Annotated in this window: 24 protein-coding genes; 11 read left to right on the top strand and 13 right to left on the bottom strand. The window is 46.3% G+C overall.

Going from position 1 to position 25,862, the window contains the following annotated elements; all coding sequences use genetic code 11:
* From Q4Q52_RS16180 to hemC, 5 genes are all read right to left on the bottom strand, one after another.
* A partial coding sequence (locus tag Q4Q52_RS16180; RefSeq protein WP_311991097.1) for a retention module-containing protein occupies positions 1-2,387 on the bottom strand: 2,387 nt, incomplete at its 3' end.
* A 433-nt stretch (positions 2,388-2,820) separates the two neighbouring features.
* Complete coding sequence (locus Q4Q52_RS16175; RefSeq protein ID WP_311991096.1) at positions 2,821-3,987, bottom strand: heme biosynthesis HemY N-terminal domain-containing protein; 1,167 nt, start codon at positions 3,985-3,987, stop codon at positions 2,821-2,823.
* A complete protein-coding gene (locus tag Q4Q52_RS16170; protein WP_311991095.1) occupies positions 3,984-5,165 on the bottom strand; it encodes a uroporphyrinogen-III C-methyltransferase in 1,182 nt (393 codons plus the stop codon). Before Q4Q52_RS16170 ends, Q4Q52_RS16175 begins: the two co-directional genes overlap by 4 nt.
* A 60-nt stretch (positions 5,166-5,225) precedes the next feature.
* Positions 5,226-5,966 carry a uroporphyrinogen-III synthase gene (locus Q4Q52_RS16165; RefSeq protein WP_107946343.1) on the bottom strand — a complete coding sequence of 247 codons (741 nt, stop codon included), beginning with the start codon at positions 5,964-5,966 and terminating at the stop codon, positions 5,226-5,228.
* A 4-nt stretch (positions 5,967-5,970) separates the two neighbouring features.
* Positions 5,971-6,903 (bottom strand): hydroxymethylbilane synthase, encoded by a 933-nt coding sequence (gene hemC, locus Q4Q52_RS16160; protein ID WP_126492964.1) that lies wholly within the window; start codon positions 6,901-6,903, stop codon positions 5,971-5,973.
* A 202-nt stretch (positions 6,904-7,105) separates the two neighbouring features.
* Between hemC and Q4Q52_RS16155 the strand changes: the two genes are divergently transcribed.
* The gene (locus Q4Q52_RS16155) at positions 7,106-9,517 is read left to right on the top strand and encodes a class I adenylate cyclase (RefSeq protein ID WP_311991094.1); all 2,412 of its coding nucleotides are present in this window, start codon (positions 7,106-7,108) and stop codon (positions 9,515-9,517) included.
* 89 nt (positions 9,518-9,606) lie between these two features.
* Here the strand turns inward: Q4Q52_RS16155 and cyaY are convergent, their stop codons facing one another.
* A complete protein-coding gene (cyaY, locus tag Q4Q52_RS16150; RefSeq protein WP_107946345.1) occupies positions 9,607-9,936 on the bottom strand; it encodes an iron donor protein CyaY in 330 nt (109 codons plus the stop codon).
* A gap of 79 nt (positions 9,937-10,015) precedes the next feature.
* On the opposite strand from cyaY, the gene lptM reads away from it, so the two are divergent.
* The 7 genes from lptM (at position 10,016) to Q4Q52_RS16115 (ending at position 15,457) form a co-directional block, all read left to right on the top strand.
* Positions 10,016-10,207 (top strand): LPS translocon maturation chaperone LptM, encoded by a 192-nt coding sequence (gene lptM, locus Q4Q52_RS16145; protein WP_311991093.1) that lies wholly within the window; start codon positions 10,016-10,018, stop codon positions 10,205-10,207.
* 63 nt (positions 10,208-10,270) lie between these two features.
* Positions 10,271-11,515: a diaminopimelate decarboxylase gene (gene lysA, locus Q4Q52_RS16140; RefSeq protein WP_012588731.1), complete on the top strand. Its 1,245-nt coding sequence runs from the start codon at positions 10,271-10,273 to the stop codon at positions 11,513-11,515.
* Positions 11,516-11,591: 76 nt separating this feature from the next.
* Positions 11,592-12,419, top strand: a complete 828-nt coding sequence (gene dapF, locus Q4Q52_RS16135; RefSeq protein ID WP_006083422.1) for a diaminopimelate epimerase — start codon at positions 11,592-11,594, stop codon at positions 12,417-12,419.
* A complete protein-coding gene (locus Q4Q52_RS16130; protein WP_311991092.1) occupies positions 12,416-13,045 on the top strand; it encodes a DUF484 family protein in 630 nt (209 codons plus the stop codon). Before dapF ends, Q4Q52_RS16130 begins: the two co-directional genes overlap by 4 nt.
* Before the next feature lie 57 nt (positions 13,046-13,102).
* A complete protein-coding gene (xerC, locus tag Q4Q52_RS16125; protein WP_311991091.1) occupies positions 13,103-14,023 on the top strand; it encodes a tyrosine recombinase XerC in 921 nt (306 codons plus the stop codon).
* On the top strand, positions 14,023-14,772 hold the full coding sequence (locus tag Q4Q52_RS16120) for an HAD-IA family hydrolase (protein ID WP_311991090.1): 750 nt from the start codon (positions 14,023-14,025) through the stop codon (positions 14,770-14,772). The genes xerC and Q4Q52_RS16120 overlap by 1 nt, the downstream gene beginning before the upstream one ends.
* Positions 14,773-14,878: 106 nt before the next feature.
* Positions 14,879-15,457: a HupE/UreJ family protein gene (locus tag Q4Q52_RS16115; RefSeq protein ID WP_311991089.1), complete on the top strand. Its 579-nt coding sequence runs from the start codon at positions 14,879-14,881 to the stop codon at positions 15,455-15,457.
* 17 nt (positions 15,458-15,474) lie between these two features.
* Here Q4Q52_RS16115 and Q4Q52_RS16110 read toward each other — a convergent pair whose 3' ends face one another.
* The 3 genes from Q4Q52_RS16110 to Q4Q52_RS16100 all read right to left on the bottom strand — a co-directional run bounded on the left by Q4Q52_RS16110 (position 15,475) and on the right by Q4Q52_RS16100 (position 20,140).
* Positions 15,475-15,978, bottom strand: coding sequence for a helix-turn-helix domain-containing protein (locus Q4Q52_RS16110; protein ID WP_259214657.1), 504 nt, complete (start codon positions 15,976-15,978; stop codon positions 15,475-15,477).
* Between the two features lie 133 nt (positions 15,979-16,111).
* A complete protein-coding gene (gene ric / locus Q4Q52_RS16105; RefSeq protein ID WP_311991088.1) occupies positions 16,112-16,921 on the bottom strand; it encodes an iron-sulfur cluster repair di-iron protein in 810 nt (269 codons plus the stop codon).
* A gap of 228 nt (positions 16,922-17,149) precedes the next feature.
* A complete protein-coding gene (locus tag Q4Q52_RS16100; RefSeq protein ID WP_311991087.1) occupies positions 17,150-20,140 on the bottom strand; it encodes a UvrD-helicase domain-containing protein in 2,991 nt (996 codons plus the stop codon).
* Positions 20,141-20,689: 549 nt separating this feature from the next.
* Here Q4Q52_RS16100 and Q4Q52_RS16095 point away from each other — a divergent pair.
* The 3 genes from Q4Q52_RS16095 to Q4Q52_RS16085 all read left to right on the top strand — a co-directional run bounded on the left by Q4Q52_RS16095 (position 20,690) and on the right by Q4Q52_RS16085 (position 22,494).
* Positions 20,690-21,910, top strand: coding sequence for a site-specific integrase (locus Q4Q52_RS16095; RefSeq protein ID WP_107946354.1), 1,221 nt, complete (start codon positions 20,690-20,692; stop codon positions 21,908-21,910).
* Between the two features lie 38 nt (positions 21,911-21,948).
* A complete protein-coding gene (locus Q4Q52_RS16090) occupies positions 21,949-22,173 on the top strand; it encodes a type II toxin-antitoxin system Phd/YefM family antitoxin (RefSeq protein WP_107946355.1) in 225 nt (74 codons plus the stop codon).
* A gap of 66 nt (positions 22,174-22,239) precedes the next feature.
* Positions 22,240-22,494: a hypothetical protein gene (locus tag Q4Q52_RS16085; protein WP_107946356.1), complete on the top strand. Its 255-nt coding sequence runs from the start codon at positions 22,240-22,242 to the stop codon at positions 22,492-22,494.
* Between the two features lie 504 nt (positions 22,495-22,998).
* Here the strand turns inward: Q4Q52_RS16085 and Q4Q52_RS16080 are convergent.
* The 4 genes from Q4Q52_RS16080 to Q4Q52_RS16065 all read right to left on the bottom strand — a co-directional run bounded on the left by Q4Q52_RS16080 (position 22,999) and on the right by Q4Q52_RS16065 (position 25,858).
* Positions 22,999-23,346 carry a hypothetical protein gene (locus Q4Q52_RS16080; protein WP_107946358.1) on the bottom strand — a complete coding sequence of 116 codons (348 nt, stop codon included), beginning with the start codon at positions 23,344-23,346 and terminating at the stop codon, positions 22,999-23,001.
* Between the two features lie 183 nt (positions 23,347-23,529).
* Positions 23,530-24,762: a type II toxin-antitoxin system HipA family toxin gene (locus tag Q4Q52_RS16075; protein WP_107946359.1), complete on the bottom strand. Its 1,233-nt coding sequence runs from the start codon at positions 24,760-24,762 to the stop codon at positions 23,530-23,532.
* A complete protein-coding gene (locus tag Q4Q52_RS16070) occupies positions 24,762-25,019 on the bottom strand; it encodes a helix-turn-helix domain-containing protein (RefSeq protein ID WP_107946360.1) in 258 nt (85 codons plus the stop codon). Before Q4Q52_RS16070 ends, Q4Q52_RS16075 begins: the two co-directional genes overlap by 1 nt.
* A gap of 131 nt (positions 25,020-25,150) precedes the next feature.
* Positions 25,151-25,858, bottom strand: coding sequence for a SprT family zinc-dependent metalloprotease (locus Q4Q52_RS16065; protein ID WP_311891917.1), 708 nt, complete (start codon positions 25,856-25,858; stop codon positions 25,151-25,153).
* Positions 25,859-25,862 lie beyond the last annotated feature (4 nt).

Genomic DNA, 25,862 nt, shown 5'->3' with positions numbered 1-25,862 from the left:
ACCACGCCATTGATGGTGACGGCCAAGGTGCTGTTGTCACCCAAATCGACGGTACCGTTGAAGACTAAGGTGTTGTCATTGGTGATGAAGTCGCTGCCCGAGGCGCCGGTGTCATCGGTAATGCTGGTGATCGCCACGGTGTTGCCGTCGCCATCTTGGTCAATTTGGGTGTCTAAATTGCCATTATCAGTGGCTTTACCTGTATTACCAGCAGGATCTGTCACTGTTGCTACAGCGGTATAATCACCTTCAGCCAGAGGGGTTGTGACGTCCACTGCGTAGGTGCCATCTTCATTAACAGTCGTTGTTAATGTCTGTTCTGCACCTGTGCTATCTGTGACAACAATCGTAATTGTGCTACCTGGCGTTGCATCTGACGAACCAGTAATAGTAGGGGTGGTATCTTGTGTATTATCGGGTGCATCAACAGTGATGTTAGGTGCTGTGATATCCACGTTACCGTCATCTGTGGCTGTGCCGGTATTACCTGCAGGATCTGTAACTATCGCTGTTGCTGTAATAGGGCCTTCGGCGACAGGATTGGTAACATCCACAGTATAAGTACCGTCAGGGTTAACCGTGGTGGTTAGCGTCTGCTCAGTACCTGTGCTGTCGGTGACAACAATTGTTATGGTGCTACCTGGAGGGGCATCTGTAGTGCCCGTGATTGTCGGGGTTGTGTCATTGGTTGCATCGGGAACATCGACAGTAATATTTGGTGCTGTGTTATCAACATTACCATTATCAGTGGCTTCACCTGTATTACCTGCTGGATCTGTCACTGTTGCTACAGCGGTATAGCCGCCTTCAGCGAGTGGGTTAGAGACATCTACGGAATAGGTGCCATCAGGGTTTACTGTGGTGGTAAGAGTCTGCTCTGCACCTGTGCTATCGGTGACAACAATCGTAATAGTGCTACCTGGCGGTGCATCAGTCGAACCTGTGATCGTTGGTGTAGTATCTTGGGTATCATCAGGTGCATCAACAGTAATTGTTGGCGCAGTTGTATCGAGTAGTGCTGAATCACTACCTTCTGGAGATATGTTACCGGCACTGTCTGTGATAGTCGCCACAACTGTAATCGTTTCGCCTTCACCGGGAGCAGGAAGGTTGAGATTCACAAAGCCATTGTTGATATCTTCCTGAGTCAGTGTGTAGTCAACACCATTAACAGTCAGCGTATCGCCAACATTTGCACCTGTGCCATCTAAGCCAATAGTGACATTGACTTCAGTATTGCCAGCTAGCTCTTCGTTACTAATAAAACCATCATTGTTTGTATCTGTATTGATAGTGACACTAGGTCCCCCATCGGCGACTGGTGTGACATTGATGGTTAATGTTGCTGAAGCGCCAGTATTGGTTGTGTAAGTAATAACAGGTACTTGGCCATTCCAGTTTTCATTGGGTGTAAAGGTATATGAACCATCGGCGTTCAAGATTAAAGTGCCGCCTTCGAGCGTGACTTCAGTACCTGCTGCGTAAGTGGTACCGCCGACTTCGAAACTCACAACACTTAAGCTTGAGTCTACATCGCTGTCATTATCAAGTACGTTGCCCGTAGAAGCTGTATCTTCATCGACTGTATTTGAATCGTTGGCCAGAACAGATGGATCATCTATAGGCGAGATATTAATGGTAAGAGTTGCGCTTGAGCCTGTATTAGTTGTGTAGGTAATGACAGGAACTTGGCCATTCCAGTTTTCATTGGGTGTAAAGGTATATGAGCCATCGGCGTTTAACACTAAAGTGCCGCCTTCAAGCGTGACTTCGGTACCTGCTGCGTAAGTGGTACCGCCGACTTCGAAACTCACAACACTTAAGCTTGAGTCTACATCGCTGTCATTATCGAGCACATTGCCAGTGGCAATGTTATCTTCATCGGTCGTATTGCTGTCATTGGCGAGTGCCGAAGGAGAATCTGCAGCAATGGTCAGTTGTGGATCATTGACCGTTGTGCCTGTCAGTGCTTGACCAGTGGTTGAGTATCCTGATGTGGCTAAGACTTCGCTACCACTGCGAGCGAGAGTGACATAGCCAGAGTTACCATCACGGCCTGGAGTGTTCCCCGCTGCGGTTTCTGGAAGATTCTGAGTTGGGTCTTCACCGGATGCAATAAGATCTTGTAATGCTTGGATTTCATCTAAGGCGGCCGCGTCAGTGGCGTTGGTGGCTACTGCGGGTTCGTTGGGGGCAACTTCGTTCGATAGCTTAGTGCCATCGTCGAAGGTGATCTCATAGGTCGCGTTTTCGTCAATATGGAGCACAGCACCTTTTGGGAGTTGTTCGCCATCCTTAGCGGGTTGATTTGAACCATCAACTTCGACATTGATTTGCCCTTTTACTAACTTAAGCAAACCTTTCTTTGATGTAATTACCGATCCCATAATTAGCTCCCAACAGCCAAAGTGTGTTAATTCCACAGACGCACAAATCCAACATATGTGCTGGATTGTGATACAAGTGGTCGAATTTTAGCTAACAAAGTAACGCAAGTCAATTTTTTGACACGTCTGCATTGCTTGCTCTGACTGGGGTTTGCGGTATGTTGGCAGTAAAAAAGACAGGATTCAGATTTGTAACTAGATATAGTAGATATATTTAAAAAAAGGGCTGCATTTAGTATTTTTCAACTTTGTAGTTAAGTATATTTATAACAAATTAATTAGGATTGGAAGGTTAATTTTTTATGAAAACGACACAAACCGACCTAGTGAGTCTCGTTTTTGAGTTCGAATGAAGCAAGAACCTTCGTGAGTGGTAAACGCCGTGACTCACAACAGTGCAAATCACGGCGTTATCTTTATTGATGTCGTAGAGCTATAAGTTAACTGCTTGGCGATAGCTTTGATTGGCGTGACCTTGTTCGCCTAACTGTTCTTGAATCCGTGCGAGCGCCAGCCATGAGGCTTTTGTTGGTTCGAGTCGGCAAACATTCTGCAAGCAGCTTCTGGCTTCTTTCATATCCCGCGTTTGCTGATAAAGCTTAGCTAAGCACATCTGGTAGTCCGCATTATTCTCATGGGTGACTTCATGCTTGAGTAACTGTTTACGGATCTCTGTGTCTTGGGCTGTCGCGATTTCAGGAATTGCATGTAAAAGTACTGACTCGGGAGCGGTTCGTAACTTTTTCGCGATTAGTTTCAGCGCTTGGTCTTTACGATTAAAGCGGCATAAACCCATGGCATAAATCGCCAGAAACTCAGATTGATTGCGTTCACTGCGAGATAACCACTGCCAGCATTGCTCTAAGGCTTCTTCACCTTTGATGGCTGCGGCTTTAAGTAACGCGCAGTTAGTGGCGATATTGAGCTCATTCAGCTGAGCATCATCGAGGATCTGACGCTTCTTCAAAATAGGTATTAATAGCTTGAGCGCATCCCAATCCTCTTGGGTTCGGTATAACTCAAGGGCGAGTTTGAGTACAGGGGCTTTACTCTTGCTCGTCGGTGCTAATTTATCCAGCTCGGTGCGGGCTAGGGCTAATTCCCCTTGCTTTAAAAGGTATCGAGTGCGAGTGGTTGCGACGGCATTCGCGGCAAGAGGTTGCGCTGCAGCGCGATCAAGATATTGATCTCGCTCGCCTATTTTTTGTTGATACTGAGCTGCACGGGCCGCTGCCAGTAAGTTAAGCGCAGGGAGTTCGCCATTGTCAGCGCCTTTTATCATGGCGCGTTCTGCTGCAGGCCAATCTTCTTCAGCCAGAGCCAGTGCACCCATTAAGGTATGTTTTTTAGCCGAGCGGCGGCGCCAGTGATGGGGAATAAAACGGCTGCGCAGCATCAGATTGATGGCGCTAATCACTAGCCATTCGAGTGCTTGGAATACGGCATAAAATACAATTAACGCAATGATCCCAAAGACTAAGCTGGTCTCAATCTGGTAGTCACCGGCAGCGATATAGACATAACCTGTATTACCAACCAACCAAGGGCTGATACAGAGCCCTATTAGCACTATCCCTAAGAAAATTAATATCTTGATCATAGTGGCGTATCCTCTGATGAGGTCAGCTCGCCATAACTAGTCAGCTGTAATAACAGAGGTTTAGCTGCAAAGGATTTCAGGGTAATAGGATCAAGTTCTAAGGTTGCTAATTTATCGATTTCGGCGATGGCCTCAGCTGTCTTGTGATCTTGCGTATCAAAATAGGTTTGGATCCACTTGCGCGCCATCATCAATGATTGGTGATAAGCCGCTCTGTCATAGCGATATAACGCAAGTTGCGATTGCAGCAGTTTATGGCGAATGTTCTCCACCAGATACCATTGCTGTTCTGGTGCGAGTAAAGCGGGCGCATCGGCGGTTTTGTGGCGTATGGTAATAAAGTCTTGGGTTAACGCTTTCCACGTTTTACCCAGATTGCTCTGCCAATCATTCAAATCCCCAGTAATCGTTGTATCTTCTGGCGCATCGGTTTCTGCGTCGGTGCGATTCAGTGGCAGTTTATCGAGTTGTTCAATTAAGGCATCGAGCGCCAATACATTGCCATCAATATCTGTGGTTTTTATGCTGGCTGTGGCGGCGATGTCTTTTGCTAATGCCTTACGAATAGGCAGTAACGCCGGATTGTTCATGGCGGCGATGGTTTCATCCGCCGACTTTAATAGATCGGAGGCGGTGCGGGGATCTTTCTCTAACCAAAGTTTACGGCCCGCCATATTCACGAGATATTCGGCTTCAGAGGCCATCCAATGCGTTGGGCTGCGCTGGGCCAGTTTATTGATCCTGTCCTGCAGTTGATTTTGGTCTTCTGCTAATTTTGTTAATTCTTGATAAGTCTTAGCATCATTCAGTTGTTGCTGTTCAAGCTGGCCAATACGTTGATTTGGCTGCAACAGCGCTTGCTGTAATTGGTCCTGCAGGGCGATATTTTTCGCATCCTGCGCCAGCAGTTGCTGTTGCATTTGTTGGTACAGCATAAAACCGCCGCCAAGGGTGCAAGCGGTTAACCCCAGCGCTAATAAAACCCCAAAGCGAATCGCCCACGAGCTTCTACTGGATGCTGGCGTTTGGCTCGGCGCGGTTGAAGGGGTGGCTTTGGCTGTTTGGGATTCGGTGGATGACGCTGATGTTGCGGGCGTATCATCGGTTGTTTCCGGTGACACAATAATAGCGGTAGCCTCTGATTCTGGGCTCTTTGCGTCGTGCTTGTTGTTATCCATTTAACAGTCCTTGAAAACATGCTACTGCCGAAATTCGAGTAAAATCGGGCTAAATAGCGCTTAGAGTTTAAGGGCGTTTAGCACGGCTTTGCTGTTGGCGGCATTGGCATTGGTGACTTGGGTTATACCAAAGGCGTGAGCTTGAGCTTCTACTCGGTTACTTGGGACTATGATATGACATGAGCGCAGCCATGCAAATAACTCTTTTGGCACTAAATTAATCAGGTTATCCAGTACTTCACCGCTGGTCACCACAATAGTGTCTATCCCGAAGGCTTGCCATTGCAGAGCTAACTGTTGTCCATCGAGTGGCGGGCAAGCTCGTTGATACACTTCCCAATAGCGCAAATGTGCACCGCGCGCAGCCAGTTGTTCGGCTAAGGCTTCGCGGCCACCGACGCCACGTATAATAGTAATCTGCTTACCTTTAATCTCTTGCAGCGGCGCGAGCGTGAGTAGCCCTTCGGTCTGCTGACAGTCATCAGGGGCTTCTAGGGCCGAAATACCGAGCTGGTTTAATGCGTCCCAAGTCGCATGCCCTACTGCGAAGTACTGAGCTGGAGGCCAAGCTTTATGGGGTGGATTTGTAGTAGTTAAGGCGTTATCCGCAAAAGTCACAGCATTGGCGCTGATGCAGATAATCATATCGGCGTGTGCCAAAGGATGCGGGGTATTCGTTGCGATAGCGGGCGTTGCTTCGACACACAGCAGAGGTGTGACCCAGTGAGCAATGCCTCGTTCATTCAAGGCATCGACCATGGACTGATTGCGCCCCTCGGGGCGCGTCAGTAAGACTTTCATTGACTTAGGCTTTAGCGTAAACGGCGTCGAGAATGCTTTTGGCACCTTTGCTGAGTAACTCTTCAGCAAGGGCAACACCTAATTGCGTGGCTTCGGTTTTTGGACCTGTGATCACGCCTTCGATGATTTCACTGCCATCGGGGTTACCGACTAGGCCGCGTAGCGTCATCTTGTCACCATCGATTTCAGCAAATGCGCCAATCGGCACTTGGCATCCACCTTCAAGGCGAGTGTTCATCGCGCGCTCGGCAAGAACACGGTAGCGAGTTTCTAAATGCTCTAATGGCGCCAGTAGCGCTCTAACACGTTCGTCGTTGATGCGACATTCGATACCCACAGCGCCTTGGCCGTTGGCGGGTAAGGATTCTTCTGCAGAAATAAAGCTGGCAATACGCTCAGACAATTTCAGACGGATTAAGCCAGCAGCGGCAAGAATAATGGCATCGTATTCGCCGTTATCAAGCTTAGCTAAACGAGTTCCAACGTTACCGCGTAAATCTTTGATGATGAGGTCGGGACGTGATGCACGTATCTGACATTGACGACGTAGGCTCGAGGTGCCCACAGTTGCACCCAATGGTAATTCGCTGATCGATTTATATAAATTCGATACAAAGGCATCGCGGGGATCTTCGCGCTCGCAAATCACTTCAAGACCTAAGCCTTCAGGGAAGTCGACTGGCACGTCTTTCATTGAGTGCACGGCGATATCGGCAAGATCGTCTAACATAGCGACTTCAAGCTCTTTGACGAACAAACCTTTACCGCCTACTTTGGCTAGCGGCGTGTCTAAGATAACGTCGCCTTTGGTACTCATTGGCAGCAATTCCACCACAATACCTGGGTGAATGCGTTCTAATTCGGCTTTAACAAATTCAGCTTGCCACATGGCCAGCGGACTCTTGCGGGTTGCGATACGTATGCGGTTCTCAGACATGCCTAGTTTCCATCAAAGATCTTAGTTGCGCCAATGCTAACATTGGCAAATCGTTTATGTAAGGAAGCCGTATCGATTCTTTGAAGTCGGCGATGTTCTCAATAGTATAAAAGTGTGACGCGCTTCACATATAGTTGCTCGTGTTTGCAAAAGTGTTAACATGAGCACACTTCTCATAAGTGCTTAAGTGTTGTGTTTTTGAATGGATCGGCAAATACAGTTTCCTGATATAGCTGAAAGACTTAACAAGGTCCGCATTGCGCGCGCCTTGGCTTTACTATCGCCGCTGCAAAAACACTTATTCCATTTGATCCCCTTTTTAATTCACCAGAACAGCGTTCAGTCTCCTGGCTATCATGCCGCCAATACACCTTGTGGGATTAACGAGTATCAACAAGGTGAGATAGAGTCCCAAGCCTGTGATGTGTTCTCGCTGCCTTTTATTATCCAAGAAGCAGACATCAATGCCTTTGATGGCGTATATGCCATGGGCAGTACAGGCAGTTTTGGCCAAAATACCAAGAGTGATGTCGATGTTTGGTTAGTGCATAGAGCCGATTTAAGCCCTGAAGAGTTAGCGCTGATCAGGATTAAAACCGATAGATTGACGGCTTGGTTTGCCGAGTTTCAGTTTGAGGTGAACTTTTACTTAGTTCATCCGCAACAGTTTTGTGGTGATCAAACGCAGCGTGGTTGCCAGTCAACCATGGCCCATGAGCACAGTGGTAGTACTCAGCACTGGTTATTACTGGAAGAATTTTATCGTAGTCAAATTCGTCTGGCGGGTAAAACGATTGCATGGTGGCCAGACGCTAAACTTAATCCCGCACTCTTGTTTTTAGGCGATGTACATGAATTACCTGCGAGTGAGTACTTTGGCGCTTCGCTATGGCAGCTCTATAAAGGCTTAGAAAAGCCCCATAAGGCGCTGATTAAAGTATTGCTGCTCGAGGCTTATGCCAGCGATTATCCACATTCAACTGTGCTTTGTGATCGCCTCTGGCAGAAAACCTTAGCTGGCGATTTTTCGACATCGAATGATGCCTATTACTCTATCTACGAGATTATCGAAACCTATTTGCTTAAGCAGAATGATACCCGTCGACTTGAGATTGCGCGGCGCTGCTTTTATCTAAAATGTGGCGTGCACTTGAGCCGCACGCAAGAGGGCAAAGATTGGCGTTATCCTAAGCTGCAAAAATTGGTGCAGGATTGGCAATGGCCCGACAGTTTGATCAGCACCTTAGACGATTGCGAACATTGGCACAGTGGTCAGCTCAATTGGTTTAACGAGCAGCTGAATGAACTCTTGTTGGCGAGCTACCAAACTTTACTGCGCTTTGCATCGACCCATGAGCTTAATGAAGGCTTGCGGATTGAAGAGCTGGGCATGCTGACTCGTAAATTACACACTTATTTTAGCCAAGATGAAGACCAAATCGCTAAGCTGAATTTACTGTGGAGTGTCTCGGTCGCCGAGTCCGAAGTGACTATGGTATCAAGCTCTCGCGAGCGGAAATATTATCTTTATCGCCAAGGGCCGCAGCCACTAAATCTGTTGGGTGAGTCGGCGATATGTAAGGGTAAAACGCCATCCGCCTTAATGATCTGGGCATGTCTAAACGGAATTTCGACGCCTGATACGCAATGGCATGAATATGGTCAGAGTAAGGCAAAGTCGAAACGGCTTACCGAAGCTTCTAAGCGGTTACTGAATTTTATCGACCACGACTGGCGGGTATCTAAACGTGACTTATGCCAGCCATGGCATTTTCGTAAGCTGATTTTCGTGCTTAATCTGGATTGCGATCCCACGATTGAATGGCAAGGACAGGAAATGATGGTCGATGTGATGAATGCGAACGTGTTCTCACTCGGGCGTAAAAAAGCCAATATGCTTGGTGCGTTAGATGCGATTTGCTTGAATAGTTGGGGTGAATGGCAGTGTCATCGCTTCGAAGGGGATACTGCGGTATTGCAAGCCTTAGCTTTTGTGACGCCGGGACTAAGACGGGCCAGCTTACCCGTGGACATGGATGTGATCAGCTGTTCACAGAAGTTACGTCCACAGCTTAAATTAGCAGTGAAAAATCTATTAAAACAAACCATGCGTTTGTGCCAAAAAGTGCAGCAATCCAGCACTTTAGTGCAGCCGCTACAGATAAGTCATACTCGTTATGGGATCTTTTTTAATCCCTTAGGCATGGCCTATCAGGATTTGAGCGACGCTAAGTCTTTTTATCAGCAGTTATCCCGTAGTCATCTTGTGCTGCTGCCGCGGCCTGAATTGGGTGACGATCCCTTTTCGAGTATGCCTAAAGTGGTGCAGAACTATGCGGCGAAAGGGGCGATTCAATATTTCCTACGTCAACGAGTCGATAATTTGGATGTATTTATTCTCGATGAGGAAAATCAGCTGAGTCACTATGTGCAGGCGGGCTCGAACATGGCCGAATTAGTGAATAAAGTCAGTCACCATTATGTGTTCGATGAACATTATGCTTCACGGGCGCGGTTTAATATTCCGCAGTTTTTCCATCTAGTGCGAGTGGCGGGGGAGTTAACAGTAGCGCCGTTCGGTATCGATGTGAGCGATCAAGACACTGAGTTTTAAGCAGGATTTTGAACATAAATAATGGGAGCCAAGGCTCCCATTATTGTTTGGCACTGCACTATTATGGCTTTGCGCTTCGACTGATTAAATTAGAGGCTAAGCTCAATTCCGCCTTGGCGTGCGATAGACTCTTGCACGAATGGCATAAACTCGCCGCCATTACGTCCGTCCATCCATTTACCTTCAACAAAACCAAAGTGATATCCACCAAAGCGTGTGGCGACCCAAATCTCATGCAAAGGTTCTTGCTTGTTGATCACTATCTTAGAGCCATCAACAAATTCTAATTGCAATACGTTGCCACTGGCATCGATATCAACATCGGCATCTTGCTCATCAATCGCAGTTTCAATCGCATTTTCTATGGCTTGGAACATGTCATCGGCGAGCTGGTGAAATTCTGTATCTGTCATGGCCATGCATTTCTGTCCTTTGCTTTCGTCAAGATGGGTGCGATTATAAGGCCATTAGTCACCAGATGCACAGATGTTGAGAAAAATGAGACTGTTTTTATTGTTATTGCTTGGTAGCCTATTCATTACGGCATGCGGCCAAAAAGGCCCCCTCTATCGTTCGCCCGCCACAGAGGTAAATCAACCTAAAAAGGCTGATGAAGCTAAAACTGTGCCTGAAGTGGAAGAGATTAAAACCGAAATTAGAGCCATCGAAGCACAAAAAACACAACAATAACAATCGCTATAACTACAACGACCATCACTATCGCAGCGATAAAGCGCAGTAAGGAATCAGACATTGGATCACTTTCTCTACCAACAAAATGCCCTGCACGCCGAAGGCTGCCAGGTTGCCGATTTAGCTCAAACCTATGGCACACCCTTGTATATCTATTCCCGCGCCACGCTAGAGCGCCATTGGCATGCCTTTAATAATGCCGTGGCAGATCATCCACATTTGATTTGTTACGCGGTTAAAGCCAATGCGAACTTGGCTGTACTGAATGTGCTGGCACGTTTAGGCAGTGGTTTTGATATCGTGTCGGGCGGTGAGTTAGCAAGAGTGATGGAAGCGGGCGGCGATCCCGCCAAAGTGGTGTTCTCTGGCGTGGGTAAAACTGCGGCTGAAATGGAACAGGCACTTAATCTGGGCATTTATTGCTTTAACGTTGAATCGAGTGCTGAGCTTGAGCAGTTAAATCTGGTCGCTGGTCGTTTAGGTAAAGTGGCGCCTGTGTCCCTGCGGATTAATCCCGATGTGGATGCGGGAACCCATCCCTACATTTCGACTGGCCTTAAAGAAAACAAATTCGGTATTGCTATGGATGAGGCTGAAATCGTTTTCGCCCGTGCCCATGCGTTGCCACATTTAAAAGTGAAAGGTGTCGATTGCCATATCGGCTCACAACTGACTGAAATAAAACCATTCCTCGATGCGATGGATCGTATGCTCGCCTTGATCGACCGTCTGGCCGAGCAGGGTATCGTTATAGAGCATTTCGATGTGGGTGGTGGTTTAGGGGTGACCTATGATGCCGAAACGCCGCCGCATCCGGATGTGTATGCCGCTGCCATATTAGCGCGTTTGGGCGACCGTCAACTGAAGCTGATCTTCGAGCCGGGCCGTGCGATTGCCGCCAATGCGGGGATTTTTGTTACTCAAGTGCTGTATCTTAAAGAAAACAGCGACAAACGTTTTGCGATTGTCGATGGCGCGATGAATGACTTGATTCGTCCCGCACTCTACAGTGCATGGCAAAATATTATCCCAGTCGTGCCAAGGGACTCAGAGGCCTATGAGTTTGATATTGTTGGCCCAGTGTGCGAAACCGGTGACTTTTTAGGTAAAAATCGCCAGCTCGCGTTAGCCGCGGGTGATTTACTGGCGGTGCGTTCGAGTGGTGCCTATGGTTTTGCCATGGCCTCTAACTACAACACGCGTCCTCGTGCGGCTGAAGTGATGGTGGATGGTGAGCAGGCTTTCTTAGTGCGTGAGCGAGAAAAATTGTCTCAGCTCTGGCAAGGTGAGCAACTCCTGCCGTAAACTAGAAAAATTATATTGATTCAGGCGCTTGGTTTCATACTTTATGAGCGGCGCCTCGGCTTAAAGGATAAGTATCTTGATCCAATTCACTAAGATGCACGGACTGGGCAACGATTTTATGGTGGTCGATGGGGTCACGCAGAACGTGTTCTTTTCGCCTGAGCAAATCCGCCGTTTAGCCGACCGTAACTTTGGCATAGGTTTCGACCAACTACTCTTAGTTGAGCCGCCCTATGATCCCGATTTAGATTTTCATTATCGCATCTTCAATGCCGATGGCACTGAAGTCGAACAATGCGGTAATGGCGCCCGCTGTTTCGCCCGTTTTGTGCGTAATAAAGGCCTGACTAACAAGAGCAAAATCCGTGTTAGTACTTCGTCCGGCAAGATGACTCTGCGCTTAGAGCGAGACGGTACAGTTACCGTGAATATGGGCGTGCCGATCCTCGAACCGAGCCAGATCCCCTTCAAAGCCAAGAAACCTGAAAAAACCTATCTACTGCAAACACCGATGCAAACCTTTTTATGTGGCGCGGCTTCTATGGGTAATCCCCATTGCGTGCTCGACGTTGAAGATGTGGCGAGCGCTTCTGTTGCTGAAATTGGTGCCATGCTCACTAAGCATGAGCGTTTTCCGCGCGGCGTGAATGTAGGATTTATGCAGGTCGTAGACTCAGGTCACATTAAGCTGCGGGTGTATGAGCGCGGCGCGGCCGAAACCTTGGCCTGTGGCACAGGTGCATGTGCAGCTGTAGTTGTAGGTCAAGTGCAAGGAAAGCTCGGCCAGCAAGTGCGGGTGGATTTACCCGGCGGCACCTTAACCATCAACTGGGAAGGCGAGGGTAAACCTTTGTGGATGACGGGCCCTGCGCAGCACGTTTACGATGGACAAATTCAGTTATGACAGAGCCCTTGATGCCGCAGACGGATGTGCCTTTCGATGAGTTGATTATTCGCGAATATCTGCTGGATAATCCTGACTTTTTTAATCGCTATCCCGAGCTGCTGCTGGCGATGCGCTTGCCTCACATGGAACGTGGCGCTATCTCTTTGGTGGAACGTCGCCAGGAAATGCTGCGCCAGCGAGTGAGACAGTTGGAAGAAGAAATCACCAGTCTGTTAACCATGGCGGCGCGTAACGAGAAGATTTACCAATTCAATACCGAGTTATCCTTTCAGTTATTAAATTGTGCCGATCTAGTGTCACTCAAAGAAGTGTTGGCCGACAGTTTGAAATTACAGTTTAATTTCAGCCATGTGCGTTTAATCAGTGTGCTCGATACTGATATGAAGGCAATATGGGATCAAAGGCTGCATAAAGGTCACTACTTTGGTCGGCTCACGCAGCAAGAGGCTAAACGCCTATTTGGTAGCGAAGTGGGGTCAGTGGCACTGACGAAATTGTCGGAAGACAACCCAGTCATTTTTGCTATTGCCAGCCAAGATGTCACCCATTTTCATCCTGATATGGATAACATGCTGCTGGAACAACTGCGGCGTTTGCTGGCGCACATGCTCGCTAAGCTGTAACGGCCGTCGAGCGATTGTGCTCACCTAAGGCTTAGCAAAACCCATGAGGAAACCGATATGAGTACGCAAACAGCCGAAGTGTCGGCGCTTAATACTCAATGGTTACAAACCTTTGAACGCTATCTGAGTACCGAGCGGCAGTTGTCGGCCCATACAGTACGTAATTACCTTTACGAGCTTAATCGCGGAAGCGATCTCTTGCCCGAAGGCGTGCATCTACTCAATGTGAGCCGCGAGCATTGGCAGCAAGTATTGTCTAAATTGCACCGCAAAGGCTTAAGCCCGCGATCGCTTTCTCTGTGTTTATCTGCGGTAAAACAATGGGGTGAATTTTTGCTGCGCGAAGGCGTGATTGAGCTTAATCCCGCAAAAGGCTTAAGTGCTCCCAAACAAGCCAAACCGCTGCCGAAGAATATCGATGTCGATGCCATCAGTCACTTGCTCGACATTGAAGGTACAGATCCCCTAAGCCTACGGGATAAAGCCATGATGGAGTTGTTTTATTCCAGTGGCTTACGTTTAGCGGAACTCGCCGCGCTCAATTTATCCAGTGTGCAATACGATTTGAAAGAAGTGCGAGTCTTAGGTAAAGGTAATAAGGAACGTATCGTCCCCGTCGGTCGTTTGGCGATTGCTGCTTTGCTGAATTGGCTCAATTGCCGAAAGCAGATCCCCTGTGAAGATGACGCCTTATTTGTAACTGAAAAAGGCAAGCGACTCTCCCATCGTAGTATTCAAGCGCGGATGGCGAAATGGGGGCAAGAACAGGCATTATCGGTGCGCGTGCATCCACATAAACTGCGCCATTCCTTTGCCACTCACATGTTAGAAGCCAGCGCCGATCTGCGGGCGGTGCAAGAATTATTGGGCCATGCGAACCTAGCGACCACGCAAATTTATACCAGTTTGGATTTCCAACACTTAGCTAAGGTGTATGATAACGCCCATCCTAGAGCGAAGAAAACACAGGATAAATAATGCGTTGTTATCTAAGACCTCAAAATATTCAAGCGATCAGTTTCGATCTCGACGATACCCTGTACGACAATCTACCGCATATTTTAAATGCTGAAGCCGAGCTGGCAACGTTTCTGTTGCAGACTTATCCATTGTCGCAGGCGTGGCAAACCCATGATTGGCGCAGGCTAAAGCTGCAACTGTTGCAGCAAAATCGCGAGCTTGCCCACGATACCAGCGCCGCCCGTTTGGCAACGCTTCGCCAAGGGTTAATACAGCTAGGGTATTCGGCGACTGAAGCCGAACGCGGCGCCGAGCAAGGGTTAGCGTGTTTTTATTTTCATCGCAGCCATTTTCAAGTATCTGACGAAGTGCTCTTGTTACTTAAACGCTTATCGCAGCATTTTAGATTAATCGGCATCACCAATGGCAATGTGGATGCCGAGCGAATTGGTTTGGGCGATGCCTTTGAGTTTGTGTTGCATCCTGGCAATGGCGTGCATATGAAACCCGCTAAAGACATGTTCGAATTAGCTTGCTCGCGGTTAAAGATTGCACCGCAACACTTACTGCATGTTGGCGACAGCATGAATGCCGATGTGCGCGGGGCGCGGCTGGCGGGGTGTCAGTCTGTGTGGTTGAATCCGAGTTTTGGCCGAGTCGATTCCTTACCTATCGCTGCCTTGTTGCCCCATTTAGAAATTAATGCTCTCGACGCGTTAATCAAAGTGCTGGCTATCGACGCAAACGAATCCCGCGAGCATTGTTGAATCTGCATCTTTGCTAATCTAAGGGTGATTGAGATCAAGGTTTGCCTCCTAAATTTGCACTAGAGTTAAGCCTAATATTACTGAAGTCACTGACTAAGGCTGTGTTATGGCGCGTATCGGGTTGTTATTACTGCTCACTTTATGTTGGACAGCGCCGGTATCGGCCCATGAGATCCATTCGGGTGGCGGTTTCATGTCGGGTTTTAATCATCCGGTATTGGGCTTCGATCACTTGCTGGCTATGTTGAGCGTAGGCATGTTGAGCACCCAGCTCGGTGGCCGCGCAATTTGGACTGTCCCCTTAGCGTTTGTCACCTTTATGTTAGTGGGCGGGATTTTAGGCTTATACGCCATTGCCGTTCCCTTCGTTGAAATCGGCATTGCCCTCTCGGTATTGTTACTCGGTCTTGCCATCGCTTTTGATCGTCAAATCCCATTGCTATTTGCCATGGCCTTTGTGGGCATATTTGCGATTTTCCACGGACATGCCCACGGCGCCGAAATGCCAGCATTGGCAAGCCCGGTTTTGTATGCTCTAGGATTTTTATTTGGCACTGCGGTAATCCATTTAGGCGGCGTAATGATAGGCCTTGGAATGCAGCGGATGACAGGACAACGTAACCTAATGCGTGTCACGGGCGCAGCGATTGCGGCCATGGGCGGTTATTTGTTAGCTGGATTTTGACGTAATAACATGTCGGATTAACGCGCCTTGAGCTGCTTCATGCAAAGATGGGCGCGGCGTAACAGTAGATTGACCTGCCGACGGCTCGCATGCATGTCGGCATCTCCCACCCTAAAATAACTCCCAGTGTAAGGATCGCCGCCGACATAGATAGGTTTGAGCTGCTCTGGCGCCAGCGGTACACGGATGCGAATCAGCTTTTTATTCATAATTTCAATAATCTGCACATCTGAGATCGCCAAAATATTATGGCTAGTGCGGTTAGGATTATCGAGTATCTCCCAAAACTCTTGTAAAACAGGAAGCGGATTGGGAATGCCTTGAATGCTGAAATGGCCACGTTCTTCGCGCACCCCTAGGATGATCTCGCCGCCTAAAGTGTTGGCAAAGGAGCTATAGGTAGCCCAAATATCTTCGGGTAATTGACCTTGGCCGTCGCGGCCACCGGCGAGTTTAAACTCTACTTGAGCCGATTCGTGTAAATCGGCAATGTCATCGAGTGCAAATGATTGAAATGTCATGGCAGCTTATCCGTCAGCGACACATAACTTGTTGTAGCACGCCAACAATTGAAAGGCCAGACCTAGGTCCAGCCTCAAAATTCTGCGGATGATCCGAAATTTAAGGGGCATCACAGCAGCAACATTTAATCGATTATTGAGCGAGACCTAATGCCTTAGGAAATAGAATATTGTTTTCTAAGTGAATATGCTGATGTAAGTCTGCCTCAAACTCCGCTAGCGTGGCATAACACACACGCCACGTAGTGCAAGCATGTTCCGGTGGCGTGAAGTCGTTCGTGAGCTCGCGTAATTTTTGCAAGATCAAACCGACTTCTTCATGTTCGTGCTGCATCGCATTGATGGGATTGCCAATATGACCAAAGCAAGTTTCAATGTGCTCTGCTTGACTCAAGCCGCGGATCGCCGGAAACAGTATTTTTTCTTCCTTCATTAAGTGCGGCATCAAATCTTCAACTAAAGCACGTATCCAACCCGCAAAGGGAATAATTTCGGCATAGCGCTCACCGTGGGCGCGCACCATTTTCTCGGAGTATTCGACTAATAATGGGGCTTTTTCGCGCACGTATTGATGATGTGTCGACTCGATGTATTCGACAAGTTGATCTAAGGGTAATTGATTCAACTCATCTTCTTTGCTGCCGGTCAGTGTTGCGGCATTCAGCGCAGCAACAACTTTTGCGGGATCTATGTCTGCGCGTTCACAGGCAACCGCCAGCGGTTTACCGCCGCCACAACAAAAATCGATACCAAATTGGCTAAACACATGGGCGCGGCGAAAATCTTCGGCAACTAACTCACCGACTTTTTGTGCTAGCCAGTGGCTATCTTGAACGTTCTCACTGAGCTCTGAACCTTGACTAAGTTGTGCATCATGGCGAGGTTGAGAACTCACTCCATGAACTGAGGTTTGTATATCTTGCGGGATAGAAGTAGCAGACATGAATAGCTCCAAAGCAGCAATAAATTTACATTCATATTATTTGCAGCTTTAATTCGTAGCAACTAAACCCGACTAAAATACTCAGGATTTGCCGATGATGTCACAGTTAGTTGAGCGAAATATCTCTTAAGGAGTAGGTCGCCCGGCCTTAGTCTGGAGTTGCAAATTGGCTTTAGGAACTTTTAGATACTGAGTGACGATCACGCCAAAGCGTTTCGTTTATTTCACTTAATTTGGGATCGACAACTTGGCCTTGTTTAGTGTATTCGTACAACTGGGTAGGTTTTGCCCGCGGTAATTGCGACAGGCCCAAAAGGGGCCGAATCGACCATCTTTCAACAGCATATCGCCGCCGCAGAGGTTACAAAGCGGTGATATATGTCCACAAGCCTCATTTAGGCACACCTTAAAGCCTGCAAAACGGTTACGCGTCATTGGGCTAGCGCAGAGTTCGCAGCCTTGCTCCTTGTGATCGCACAAGGGAAAGTGTGAGCAAGAATAAAACGATTTAAAATTTCCCGTTCTAGGCTTAAGCGTTCCCGTGCTGCAACGCACGCATTTTACTTCTTTAAATAACCTTTGTACTAAAGAGGTGCTGAACTCATCTTGTTCAATTGGGTAGTCTTTTGTAAGCAGTTCAGTGACGAAAGGACTCACATCTGTCATATCGGCAATCACATAGGCGCGGTGTTTTGCCCGCGTTAATGCGACATAAAATAGTCGGCGTTCTTCTGCAAATTCAAACGCTTCAGTTTTAGATAAAAAAGCATCCAGTATCGGCGGCGTAATTTTCATCGACGGAAAGCCATGCATTCCCGTCTTCATCCCCATGATCACCACATAATCGGCTTCTTTCCCTTTCGAAGCATGAAAAGATTGGCACTCAATCTTCATGTTGGGGTACTTAGTTTTAAGTTGGTTAACTTGGGTTTTATCGGGTAACTGAAACCAGAAACGTGCCAACAAATAGACGCTCGGTACGCTGTTAAGTTTGTCACTTCCGGCGCTTATCCTTGCACTTATCGCCGTTAATGCTTGTTCTAATGCATTCGGGCTTGGTTCATCTTTACTGGGTGGTTCATTTTCTCCGCGGCGTAATATTGAAACCGCGGGGGAGGTGACCTGCGTGAGGGAGCGAATATCCTTGCTCAATTGTGTGGGATTTTGGGTGACAAACTGGGTAGCGACTTGCCCAATACTGCTGTTAAACCTAAAAGTCAGGTCTAAGTCGTTTCGGGCGGTTGGGCCAAAATAGTGAGTAAACTGCGTGGTTAAACTCACATCTGCGCCGCTAAAGCGATAAATCGCCTGCCAGTCATCCCCGACACAAAATAAAGACGCCTGCGCTTTAGAATGGGGCGCACAGGAATCCCTCAAGGCACGCACTAAGCGGGCACGTGGTTCTGAAATATCTTGGAACTCATCCACCATAATAAAACGCCACGGGCTAATAAATTGCCCGCGTTGTAGATACGTCAGCGCTTTGCCAATCATGTCCTCAAAATCAATGTCGCCATTTATTGCTAAATGTTGCTCATAGCGCGTGAGTATGGGCTCAAGCAGTTCGAATGCCTTACGGGTCTGCTGAGCATCGGCGGCGCGGGCAAATACCCCCTCAAGGCTATGTTCATCAAGGCAAGCTGCTTTATACAGCCCAATCAGCTGACTAAACATTTTTGCCAATTCAGTCACGCGGCCTAGTTCATGCAGGGTGGCGAGTATGGCTTCATCGGGTAAGTGGGCGTATTGCACTTTAAAGACTTGTAAAGCTTGCTCAAGCTTACCGATTAACGACCCGTTTTTATGTTGGTAATAAAATAGCTCAATACACTTAGTACCATGTTGTTGATGTAGCTGGCGTTTCCATGCCATCGATTCCAAGTACTTTTGGTTATCGATATAAGGGGCGGTATGCTGGTGTTCATCAATACCATAGTATTCAAGATAAACTTGGTATTCAGGCAGATAGAAATCGGGTTGATACTGACGAAAATCAATACTGCGCACATCATGCTCATACTTAGTTTCATAAACATATTCGATGCCATTGCTAAATAGCCAGTTGGCAATGTAGAGCTCACCAAAGCTTTTGACTCGCTCACCTTTAAGGGTGCGAATATCGTTATCATTCAGGTATTGAAAATACTCACCTTCCACCTCGAACTCGAACGGGCTTTTTTCAACATAATAGAAGCGGCTGAAGTACTCGAAAAGCTGCTTACGGTAAGCCTCATCTTCAATCAAAGTCTCAAGGGTATTGTGCACCCACAGCTCTTTGGCTTTGTCATCCTCTGCCCAAGGGGACAAACTGGGTTTAGCGCGCTCAACGTCGGCGATAATTTTTAAGCCTAAACTGTGGAAAGTGCTCGCCTTGATATCCTCCGTGCCAAGCTTGTTTTTAATCCGTTCATCCATCTCGTCAGCGGCTTTACGGCCATAGGCTAATAGCAATATTTCATCGGCTTTTGCTTGACCACTCTTCAGCAAATATCCGGCTCGCCCGACCATCACACTGGTTTTGCCCGTGCCAGCACCTGCCAATAACAAGTTATTGTTATCATCGATAATACAAGCTCGGCGCTGTTTTTCGGTTAAGGGATTAGATTCTACATGCTCAAAATAGTCTGCAAATTTAACGAGCTGCGACTGAATGTAATTTTCACGCAGCTGTTTTACATCGGCGCGGGTCCAGCGGTGGATTTGCTTAAGCCTCGCTAACACAGTGTGTAGATTTGCCGCCAAGGGCAGGTTTTCACACCAAGGGAACCAACGCGGATATTCGCGCGCGACTCTGGCTTGTATCATTTCTAAACGTGATTCACGTAAATAAGTGTGTGCCAGTATTTTATCGACTTTCGCCACTAACTCAGCAATGCGCGCCCCATTAGCATTCGCCCAAAGCAGTGCGATTTCGTTGCCAAATTGATGCTGCGCAAAATAGCTCAGAAACGGCAGTTGATAGGCTTTACCAGATACAGTGAAACTGAGCAAGTATCCGAGCGGACTTAAGGTAAAAACCGGCGGGGAGTCGAGCTGCTGCCAAGTAAAATGTTCGTCAGCGGCAACTTCATTAGCGCTGCGAGAGTGAGCAAAAAAGCCGCCTTTAGTGCGATTAATGCTAATACCACAGGCGCTGAGTTTTACCGCATCAGCTTTGCCAATAAAGAAATGGCCAAACCAACTGTGCTTGATATCTTGTTCAGAGTGAGTCAATGACAATGTAAAACCTACGGCTAAAAAGTTTTAGAATTAACAGGCTGATTTTTAAATGCATTATAACTTAAAACCTGATAGCTCGTGTCAAGGTTGTGCTATGGGTCGGTATGGATTGTCTATTGATTTTGGTCACCAGACGCAGCCAAGCTCATAGTGTTGGTGAATGATGTCTTAGTTGGCGTGTGAGGCGTGGCAAACCAAGCATGATGGTGACTGTGTAACTATGTGTATAAGAAGGACGCACATTAGAAAGGGGTACATTAGAAAACCGTGTATCAGAAAGCAAAAAAGCCTGAATCTCTTCAGGCCTTTTCTTTTCTCAATACAACAGCTTAATCCTTGCGGATTAGTTCATGCCGTACAATCGAAAGCGGTGTTTTTGGTTGTTTTTATACTTATTGGTTTGTCGATTTATTCCTTTGTTTATCAATGGTTAGTGAGTTTTCTTGTTCTTGTAGGTATTGGCTTGTTTTGGTTGCTATGGTTAAATGGGGGTACATATGGGGGTCATGGAATAGAGCCCAAATCTCACCATAAAAGAGCTCAAAACTTATGATTTATGAGACCACTTTACGTTCATATAACGGGAAGCCACAGACTGAAGCTTTTACCCTAACAGACGGTAAAGGATTGGGAGTTCGTGTTTCAGTACTTGGTAAATTAAGATTTCAGTTTCGCTATAAGATCAATGGACAAAATAAACGAATAGATTTAGGCGACTATCCAGACTTATCTCTCAGGCAAGCCAGAGATGCAATGGAAGAGTGTCGTACATGGTTAGCCCAAGGGCATGATCCAAAGCTAAAGCGAAGTATGACAAGGCAAGAGTCGTTACTACCCGTCACTGTTGAGCAAGCCCTAGAGTATTGGCTTAAAGAATATGCTGAAGAAAATAGAGTCAATGTTGATAAGAATAGAGCGCAGTTTGCAAAACATATTTATCCCTATATAGGGAATTATTCGCTTGTGGACACTGAAACTCGTCATTGGATAGAGTGCTTTGACCGTATAAGACGAGGCGTACCTAGTCTCAAACAAAGACCTGCACCTGTTGCTGCGGGTTACGTATTACAAAGTGCTAAGCAGGCTCTGAGGTTTTGTCGTGTGCGGCGTTATGCAATCACTCATGCACTTGACGACCTTATCGGTACGGACGTAGGCAAAAAGCAAAATAAAAAGGATAGAGTGCTGTCAGATATTGAGTTGACTGATCTGCTTACTTTGCTTGAGGGGCGTAAGGTTTCTTTCTACATGCGTCAATTATGTAAATTATTGATAGTTTTCGGTGCGCGTACTCAAGAGTTACGATTATCTCAGTTTGACGAGTGGGATTTAGATCGAGGAATTTGGACTGTGCCTAAAAGCCACAGTAAGACTAATACTCTCATTACTCGCCCAATACCTGAGCGAATTAAGCCCTTGATCGAGTTTTTATATAGGCGTCATGGTCAAACTGGCTATCTTTTAGGTGAGCTAAAAAGTGCTGAAACCGTAAGTGGTTCCGGTCGGAAAATATGTAGTTGGTTAAAGCATCAAGAATCTTGGACATTGCATGATTTACGTCGAAGCTTTGCGACTAAACTGAATGATTTGGGTGTTGCGCCATATGTGGTTGAACAGCTTCTTGGTCACGCTCTTGGTGGAGTTATGGCAATTTACAACCGCAGCCAATACCTTCCTGAAAAGAAAGCGGCATTAGATATGTGGGTAGAGCGTTTAGATCTTCTGACGGATAAGCCGGATAACGTTTCTATATTGAAGCGAATAGCATAAAATTTGAACACATTTTGTTCGGGCAGTGGATGTAACCTATGCAAGTCAGCATTAATAAGGCAAAAGCAAGCTTATCTAAGCTGGTGGGTCTTGCTGCTAACGGTGAAGAAGTCATTATCACTCAGGCTGGTGAGCCAGTTGCTAAATTGGTTCAATATGAGAAAACGATGCAACCACGGCCGCTAGGATTGCTAAAGGGACAGATAGTTATAAGCGATAGTTTTTATAATAATAGTGAAATTTATAAACTGTTTTATGAGTGAAATAATTAAAGCCTTTGTTTTTAGCACCTGTTATTTTGAGTGGTCAATCATATTTGGAGTTTGGTTGTGAATAGAACACTATTGAAAGGAAGCGACGATCCTTTGAAAGGTTTTGCCGAGCATACAGAACATGCATATGAGCTTGCACAGGCGACTAGTAAAGATTGGACATCTTTTTTCGTAAATACGGAATCAGTGGGCGATGATTTTATATTGAAACGAGGTGTTGATTATGAAGATGCTAATTCAGAGACAAGTTTTTTTGATGATGACGATGTAGAAGACCCTCTTCTCGTTATAATTCCAGAAAAGTACAAGTGATGTGTGCTGTGGTTGCGGGAATTGCTATATCTATATAAATAACAAGATGTTGTAGCAGATTGATACGCAGGAAGCCCTCTTACATAAAATTATATTTACGGACGTAAAGTATGGCATTTTCAGATAAATCTCGGCTCAGGCTGTGGTGGTCATTCGAAGGAGTGGCCACCCGAATAGTAAGTCCTGTTCGGGAGTATAAAAGTGAAAATTTCAAAACGTGCAATTCGTCGCCATCACAAAGCGCGACTCAAAAAATCTCGGGTTACCTATTGGGGTGGTAGCCCTAAAGGCTCTGCACAGTTTTTAGGTATATGTTTAAAAACGCCATGTACTTGTTCTTGTCCTATGTGTGGTAATCAACGTTATTACTGGGGGGCTAGTTTTCAGGAACTTCGGCAAAAATTGAAATCTATGTAAACGTTTAAAATAACAGAACGAAAGCGGCTCAAATGAGTGTTGGGTCGCTTTACTTGTTCTGGCAAATATTTCTTGAATGATTCAGTTTTAATACATCGTAATGTCAAGTGGGTGTCGACCATCTTCAACGCCTTCAGGCTCATCATCAATAATGTCCATTGATTCGTTATGAACTTGCAGTTGCTCCAGAAACTCATCATCAAACGTAACAACTTCGTAGCCACTAGCTATAAGCGCTTGATATATAGCAAATGGAGAGCCGCTGTCATCCATTATTGCGCCACCAAGGCCGTCATGTTTACCGACCAGAAGTGATTTTACTGCCGCCTTCATGCTTACTGGGGAAATCTCATAAGTAACAGCTTCATATATTGATTCAAAATCGGTGGTTCTTATATCAAAGAAATCCACCATACCATTTACGATAAATAGCATTTTCAGATCCTTAAGTTAGTTGTATGCTTTTGTCCGGCATTGATATGTTGTTTATTGTCTGGTGGCGCTGCCACTGATTGTGGATCGATAGGATCGACAATAGATTATTCTGGTGCAGACTTTCGGCTATCTAGCTCCTTGTTTTTATAGTGTAGGTATCAGCTGAGGTTTGAATTAACGGTTTTATTCAAACTTCTTTTTCCTATCATGGCGGTAATTTTTAGTTGAGTAAGTTGGTGTGAGAACACTCGATACTGAGCGTTCAATTGACTCACGTAATCCTCCAAAGAGCTGAACTTCATTAGAGTATTTTAGGTAGTCCATAATGCCATCGCAGATGGACTCAATAATTTCTTTTGCCTTTCTGATCCTAAACCGTTCACCTTCAGCCAATTTCAGCAAATGTGACTCATCAGGAAAAGCCTTACTATTCGACAGTTTGAGCGCCATTTTGTTATCGATAGCGTCATAAATAAGAGTGTGGGTGACATCAAACGGTGGCGATACAAAAATATGGGACATGTCAGAGGTGTATTGCAGCGCAAAGTTCTTCAAATGCGCATCACCATTACCAATTAAGCAGTTAAATACAATGTACTGATATATTTTCTCAACTTCCGCTTGGCTGTTGGTATACAAGTGTGTCGCCTTAAGCAGAGTTTCATAGCTACTACTGTATTTAGCGTCTGGGTCATTGGACTTCTTCAGTAAGGTGGTGAAATCCTCATAACCTAGCTTTGTGCCATCATCAGCCCTATCAAAGCGCTCTATCACAAATGTCTCTAAACTTTCTGATAGGTAGGTTCTAGGTGGCTCAAGTCCGCAATGGCGCGCAGCTTCCATACAAACAAATTCATTAACAGTCAGCAGCGGAAACTCGGCGTCGAATGATTTAACAATTAAATCTTTTTGCTCAATGGTTCGACTGGTTTTAATCGTGCCAGCACTCGGGATGCTAACCTTCGGCTGTACACCTGCGAGTGAGTTTCTGAGGTAATACTTTTCTAATAATTGAGGAAACAGTGGTTCTGCGCTGTTGTATGACAAGATATCACTAAGCGAAACGGACTCAGTCTCAGGCAAGGCTAGCTCACTTTGATAAGAAAGCATGCCAACGCTATGTTCGCCTTGCAGTGCAAGTAAATACATGTCGTTTACTTTTGCATATCGCGCTAGTTTCTCTGCGATGAAACGGCGGTTAAAGCCTTCAGGTAGGTTTTGCGCAAATATTGGATGCAATGCGCCAGAAGCATAACCATCCATACCTTTTTGGGTCATGGTAAGTGATACGTAACGCTTATCTTGCGTAGGCTGATAATGATGCACTGAGCCATGGGTTAAAACACCTAGCTCTGTATTGTCGGAACAAACCGTGATGTTGGTGATTTTAGTGGGTAAGCTCGATTCAGAGGTCATTATTTATCCTCCGAAAACAAACTATCAATTTCATCCCAATCTGGCAGTTTGTGTTGCTTTGGTATCACGTCAAACTGCAAACCAACGGCATCAAGCAAGCGTTCAAAGATATCGAACGAGCCAGTGAAGTGGCCATTTTCAATCTCAGAAATAGTCGTTTTATTGATACCAGTGAGTTCAGCTAAACGCTGCTGTGTATAACCTAGCGACTTTCTACTCTCACTTACTGCGTCACCAATCTCTTGTCTATCTGACATATATCCACCAGCAAAAGTTAGCTATATGGCTAACATCATAGTGTAAAAAGCAAAGGTTAGCTATATGGCTAACATTGGTCGTATAGAATAAGGTGATGAACCCAGAAGAATAACTGTGTTAGGTATTCCGCTCATACAACCAACAACTGGGAGTTCTCCCTCAGCCACTCTTTGCATTCTACGTAATCAGGCATTATCCGCTCTACTTCTTTCCAAAATAGTGGGGAGTGGTCTAGTTGCTTTAGATGGCACAATTCATGGACAACCACATAGTCGACGATGCGGTTAGGAGCCATAACAATAATCCAGTTAAAATCTAAATCACCTTTAGGATTGCAGCTACCCCAACGGCTTTTAAAGGTTTTGATATTGACTGATTTAGGCGCGACTCCCATTACTTTTGCATAACGGCGCACCTTTTCCTTAAGCTTGAGCAATGCACTGCGTTTATACCAGCCTATGAGTGCTTCTCTCACTAAGTTTGAACGGGCGGAACCTTCGGGCACAGTAACGACTAATCGTCCTTGCACCAGCTTTACTGGCTCAAAACTGCCTGCATGTACTTTTAAACGATAATTTCGGCCAAGGTATGACATTGCCTCACCAGAGACAAACTGCTTTTCTGATGAGGTAGTTAGTACCTTGTGCAGAGCAACCTTATCGATAATCCATTGGTGTTTTTCTTGTAATATTCGCTCGATTCGTTCTATCGGTAATGCCTTGGGCACGACCACGCTAACCATGCCTTCTTCAACTTTAATGGAGGCAGTTTTGGCTCTCGTGGTTCGGGTAATGCGTGCTTGATACCCTTTAGCTTGAATGAATTCGGCTTGTTTCATGCTG

Origin of the sequence: Shewanella sp. SP1S2-4, from assembly GCF_031932075.1 — a bacterium.
GTDB lineage: Bacteria > Pseudomonadota > Gammaproteobacteria > Enterobacterales > Shewanellaceae > Shewanella > Shewanella baltica.
This window is presented reverse-complemented; position numbering and strand designations above follow the sequence as displayed.

Bases quoted from the DNA above. Each gene is read 5' to 3' on its own strand.
- Q4Q52_RS16175 (WP_311991096.1), bottom strand. From the start codon at position 3,987: ATGATCAAGATATTAATTTTCTTAGGGATAGTGCTAATAGGGCTCTGT.
- Q4Q52_RS16170 (WP_311991095.1), bottom strand. From the start codon at position 5,165: ATGGATAACAACAAGCACGACGCAAAGAGCCCAGAATCAGAGGCTACC.
- Q4Q52_RS16165 (WP_107946343.1), bottom strand. From the start codon at position 5,966: ATGAAAGTCTTACTGACGCGCCCCGAGGGGCGCAATCAGTCCATGGTC.
- hemC (WP_126492964.1), bottom strand. From the start codon at position 6,903: ATGTCTGAGAACCGCATACGTATCGCAACCCGCAAGAGTCCGCTGGCC.
- Q4Q52_RS16155 (WP_311991094.1), top strand. From the start codon at position 7,106: ATGGATCGGCAAATACAGTTTCCTGATATAGCTGAAAGACTTAACAAG.
- cyaY (WP_107946345.1), bottom strand. From the start codon at position 9,936: ATGGCCATGACAGATACAGAATTTCACCAGCTCGCCGATGACATGTTC.
- lptM (WP_311991093.1), top strand. From the start codon at position 10,016: ATGAGACTGTTTTTATTGTTATTGCTTGGTAGCCTATTCATTACGGCA.
- Q4Q52_RS16130 (WP_311991092.1), top strand. From the start codon at position 12,416: ATGACAGAGCCCTTGATGCCGCAGACGGATGTGCCTTTCGATGAGTTG.
- xerC (WP_311991091.1), top strand. From the start codon at position 13,103: ATGAGTACGCAAACAGCCGAAGTGTCGGCGCTTAATACTCAATGGTTA.
- Q4Q52_RS16120 (WP_311991090.1), top strand. From the start codon at position 14,023: ATGCGTTGTTATCTAAGACCTCAAAATATTCAAGCGATCAGTTTCGAT.
- Q4Q52_RS16115 (WP_311991089.1), top strand. From the start codon at position 14,879: ATGGCGCGTATCGGGTTGTTATTACTGCTCACTTTATGTTGGACAGCG.
- Q4Q52_RS16110 (WP_259214657.1), bottom strand. From the start codon at position 15,978: ATGACATTTCAATCATTTGCACTCGATGACATTGCCGATTTACACGAA.
- ric (WP_311991088.1), bottom strand. From the start codon at position 16,921: ATGTCTGCTACTTCTATCCCGCAAGATATACAAACCTCAGTTCATGGA.
- Q4Q52_RS16095 (WP_107946354.1), top strand. From the start codon at position 20,690: ATGATTTATGAGACCACTTTACGTTCATATAACGGGAAGCCACAGACT.
- Q4Q52_RS16090 (WP_107946355.1), top strand. From the start codon at position 21,949: ATGCAAGTCAGCATTAATAAGGCAAAAGCAAGCTTATCTAAGCTGGTG.
- Q4Q52_RS16080 (WP_107946358.1), bottom strand. From the start codon at position 23,346: ATGCTATTTATCGTAAATGGTATGGTGGATTTCTTTGATATAAGAACC.
- Q4Q52_RS16075 (WP_107946359.1), bottom strand. From the start codon at position 24,762: ATGACCTCTGAATCGAGCTTACCCACTAAAATCACCAACATCACGGTT.
- Q4Q52_RS16070 (WP_107946360.1), bottom strand. From the start codon at position 25,019: ATGTCAGATAGACAAGAGATTGGTGACGCAGTAAGTGAGAGTAGAAAG.
- Q4Q52_RS16065 (WP_311891917.1), bottom strand. From the start codon at position 25,858: ATGAAACAAGCCGAATTCATTCAAGCTAAAGGGTATCAAGCACGCATT.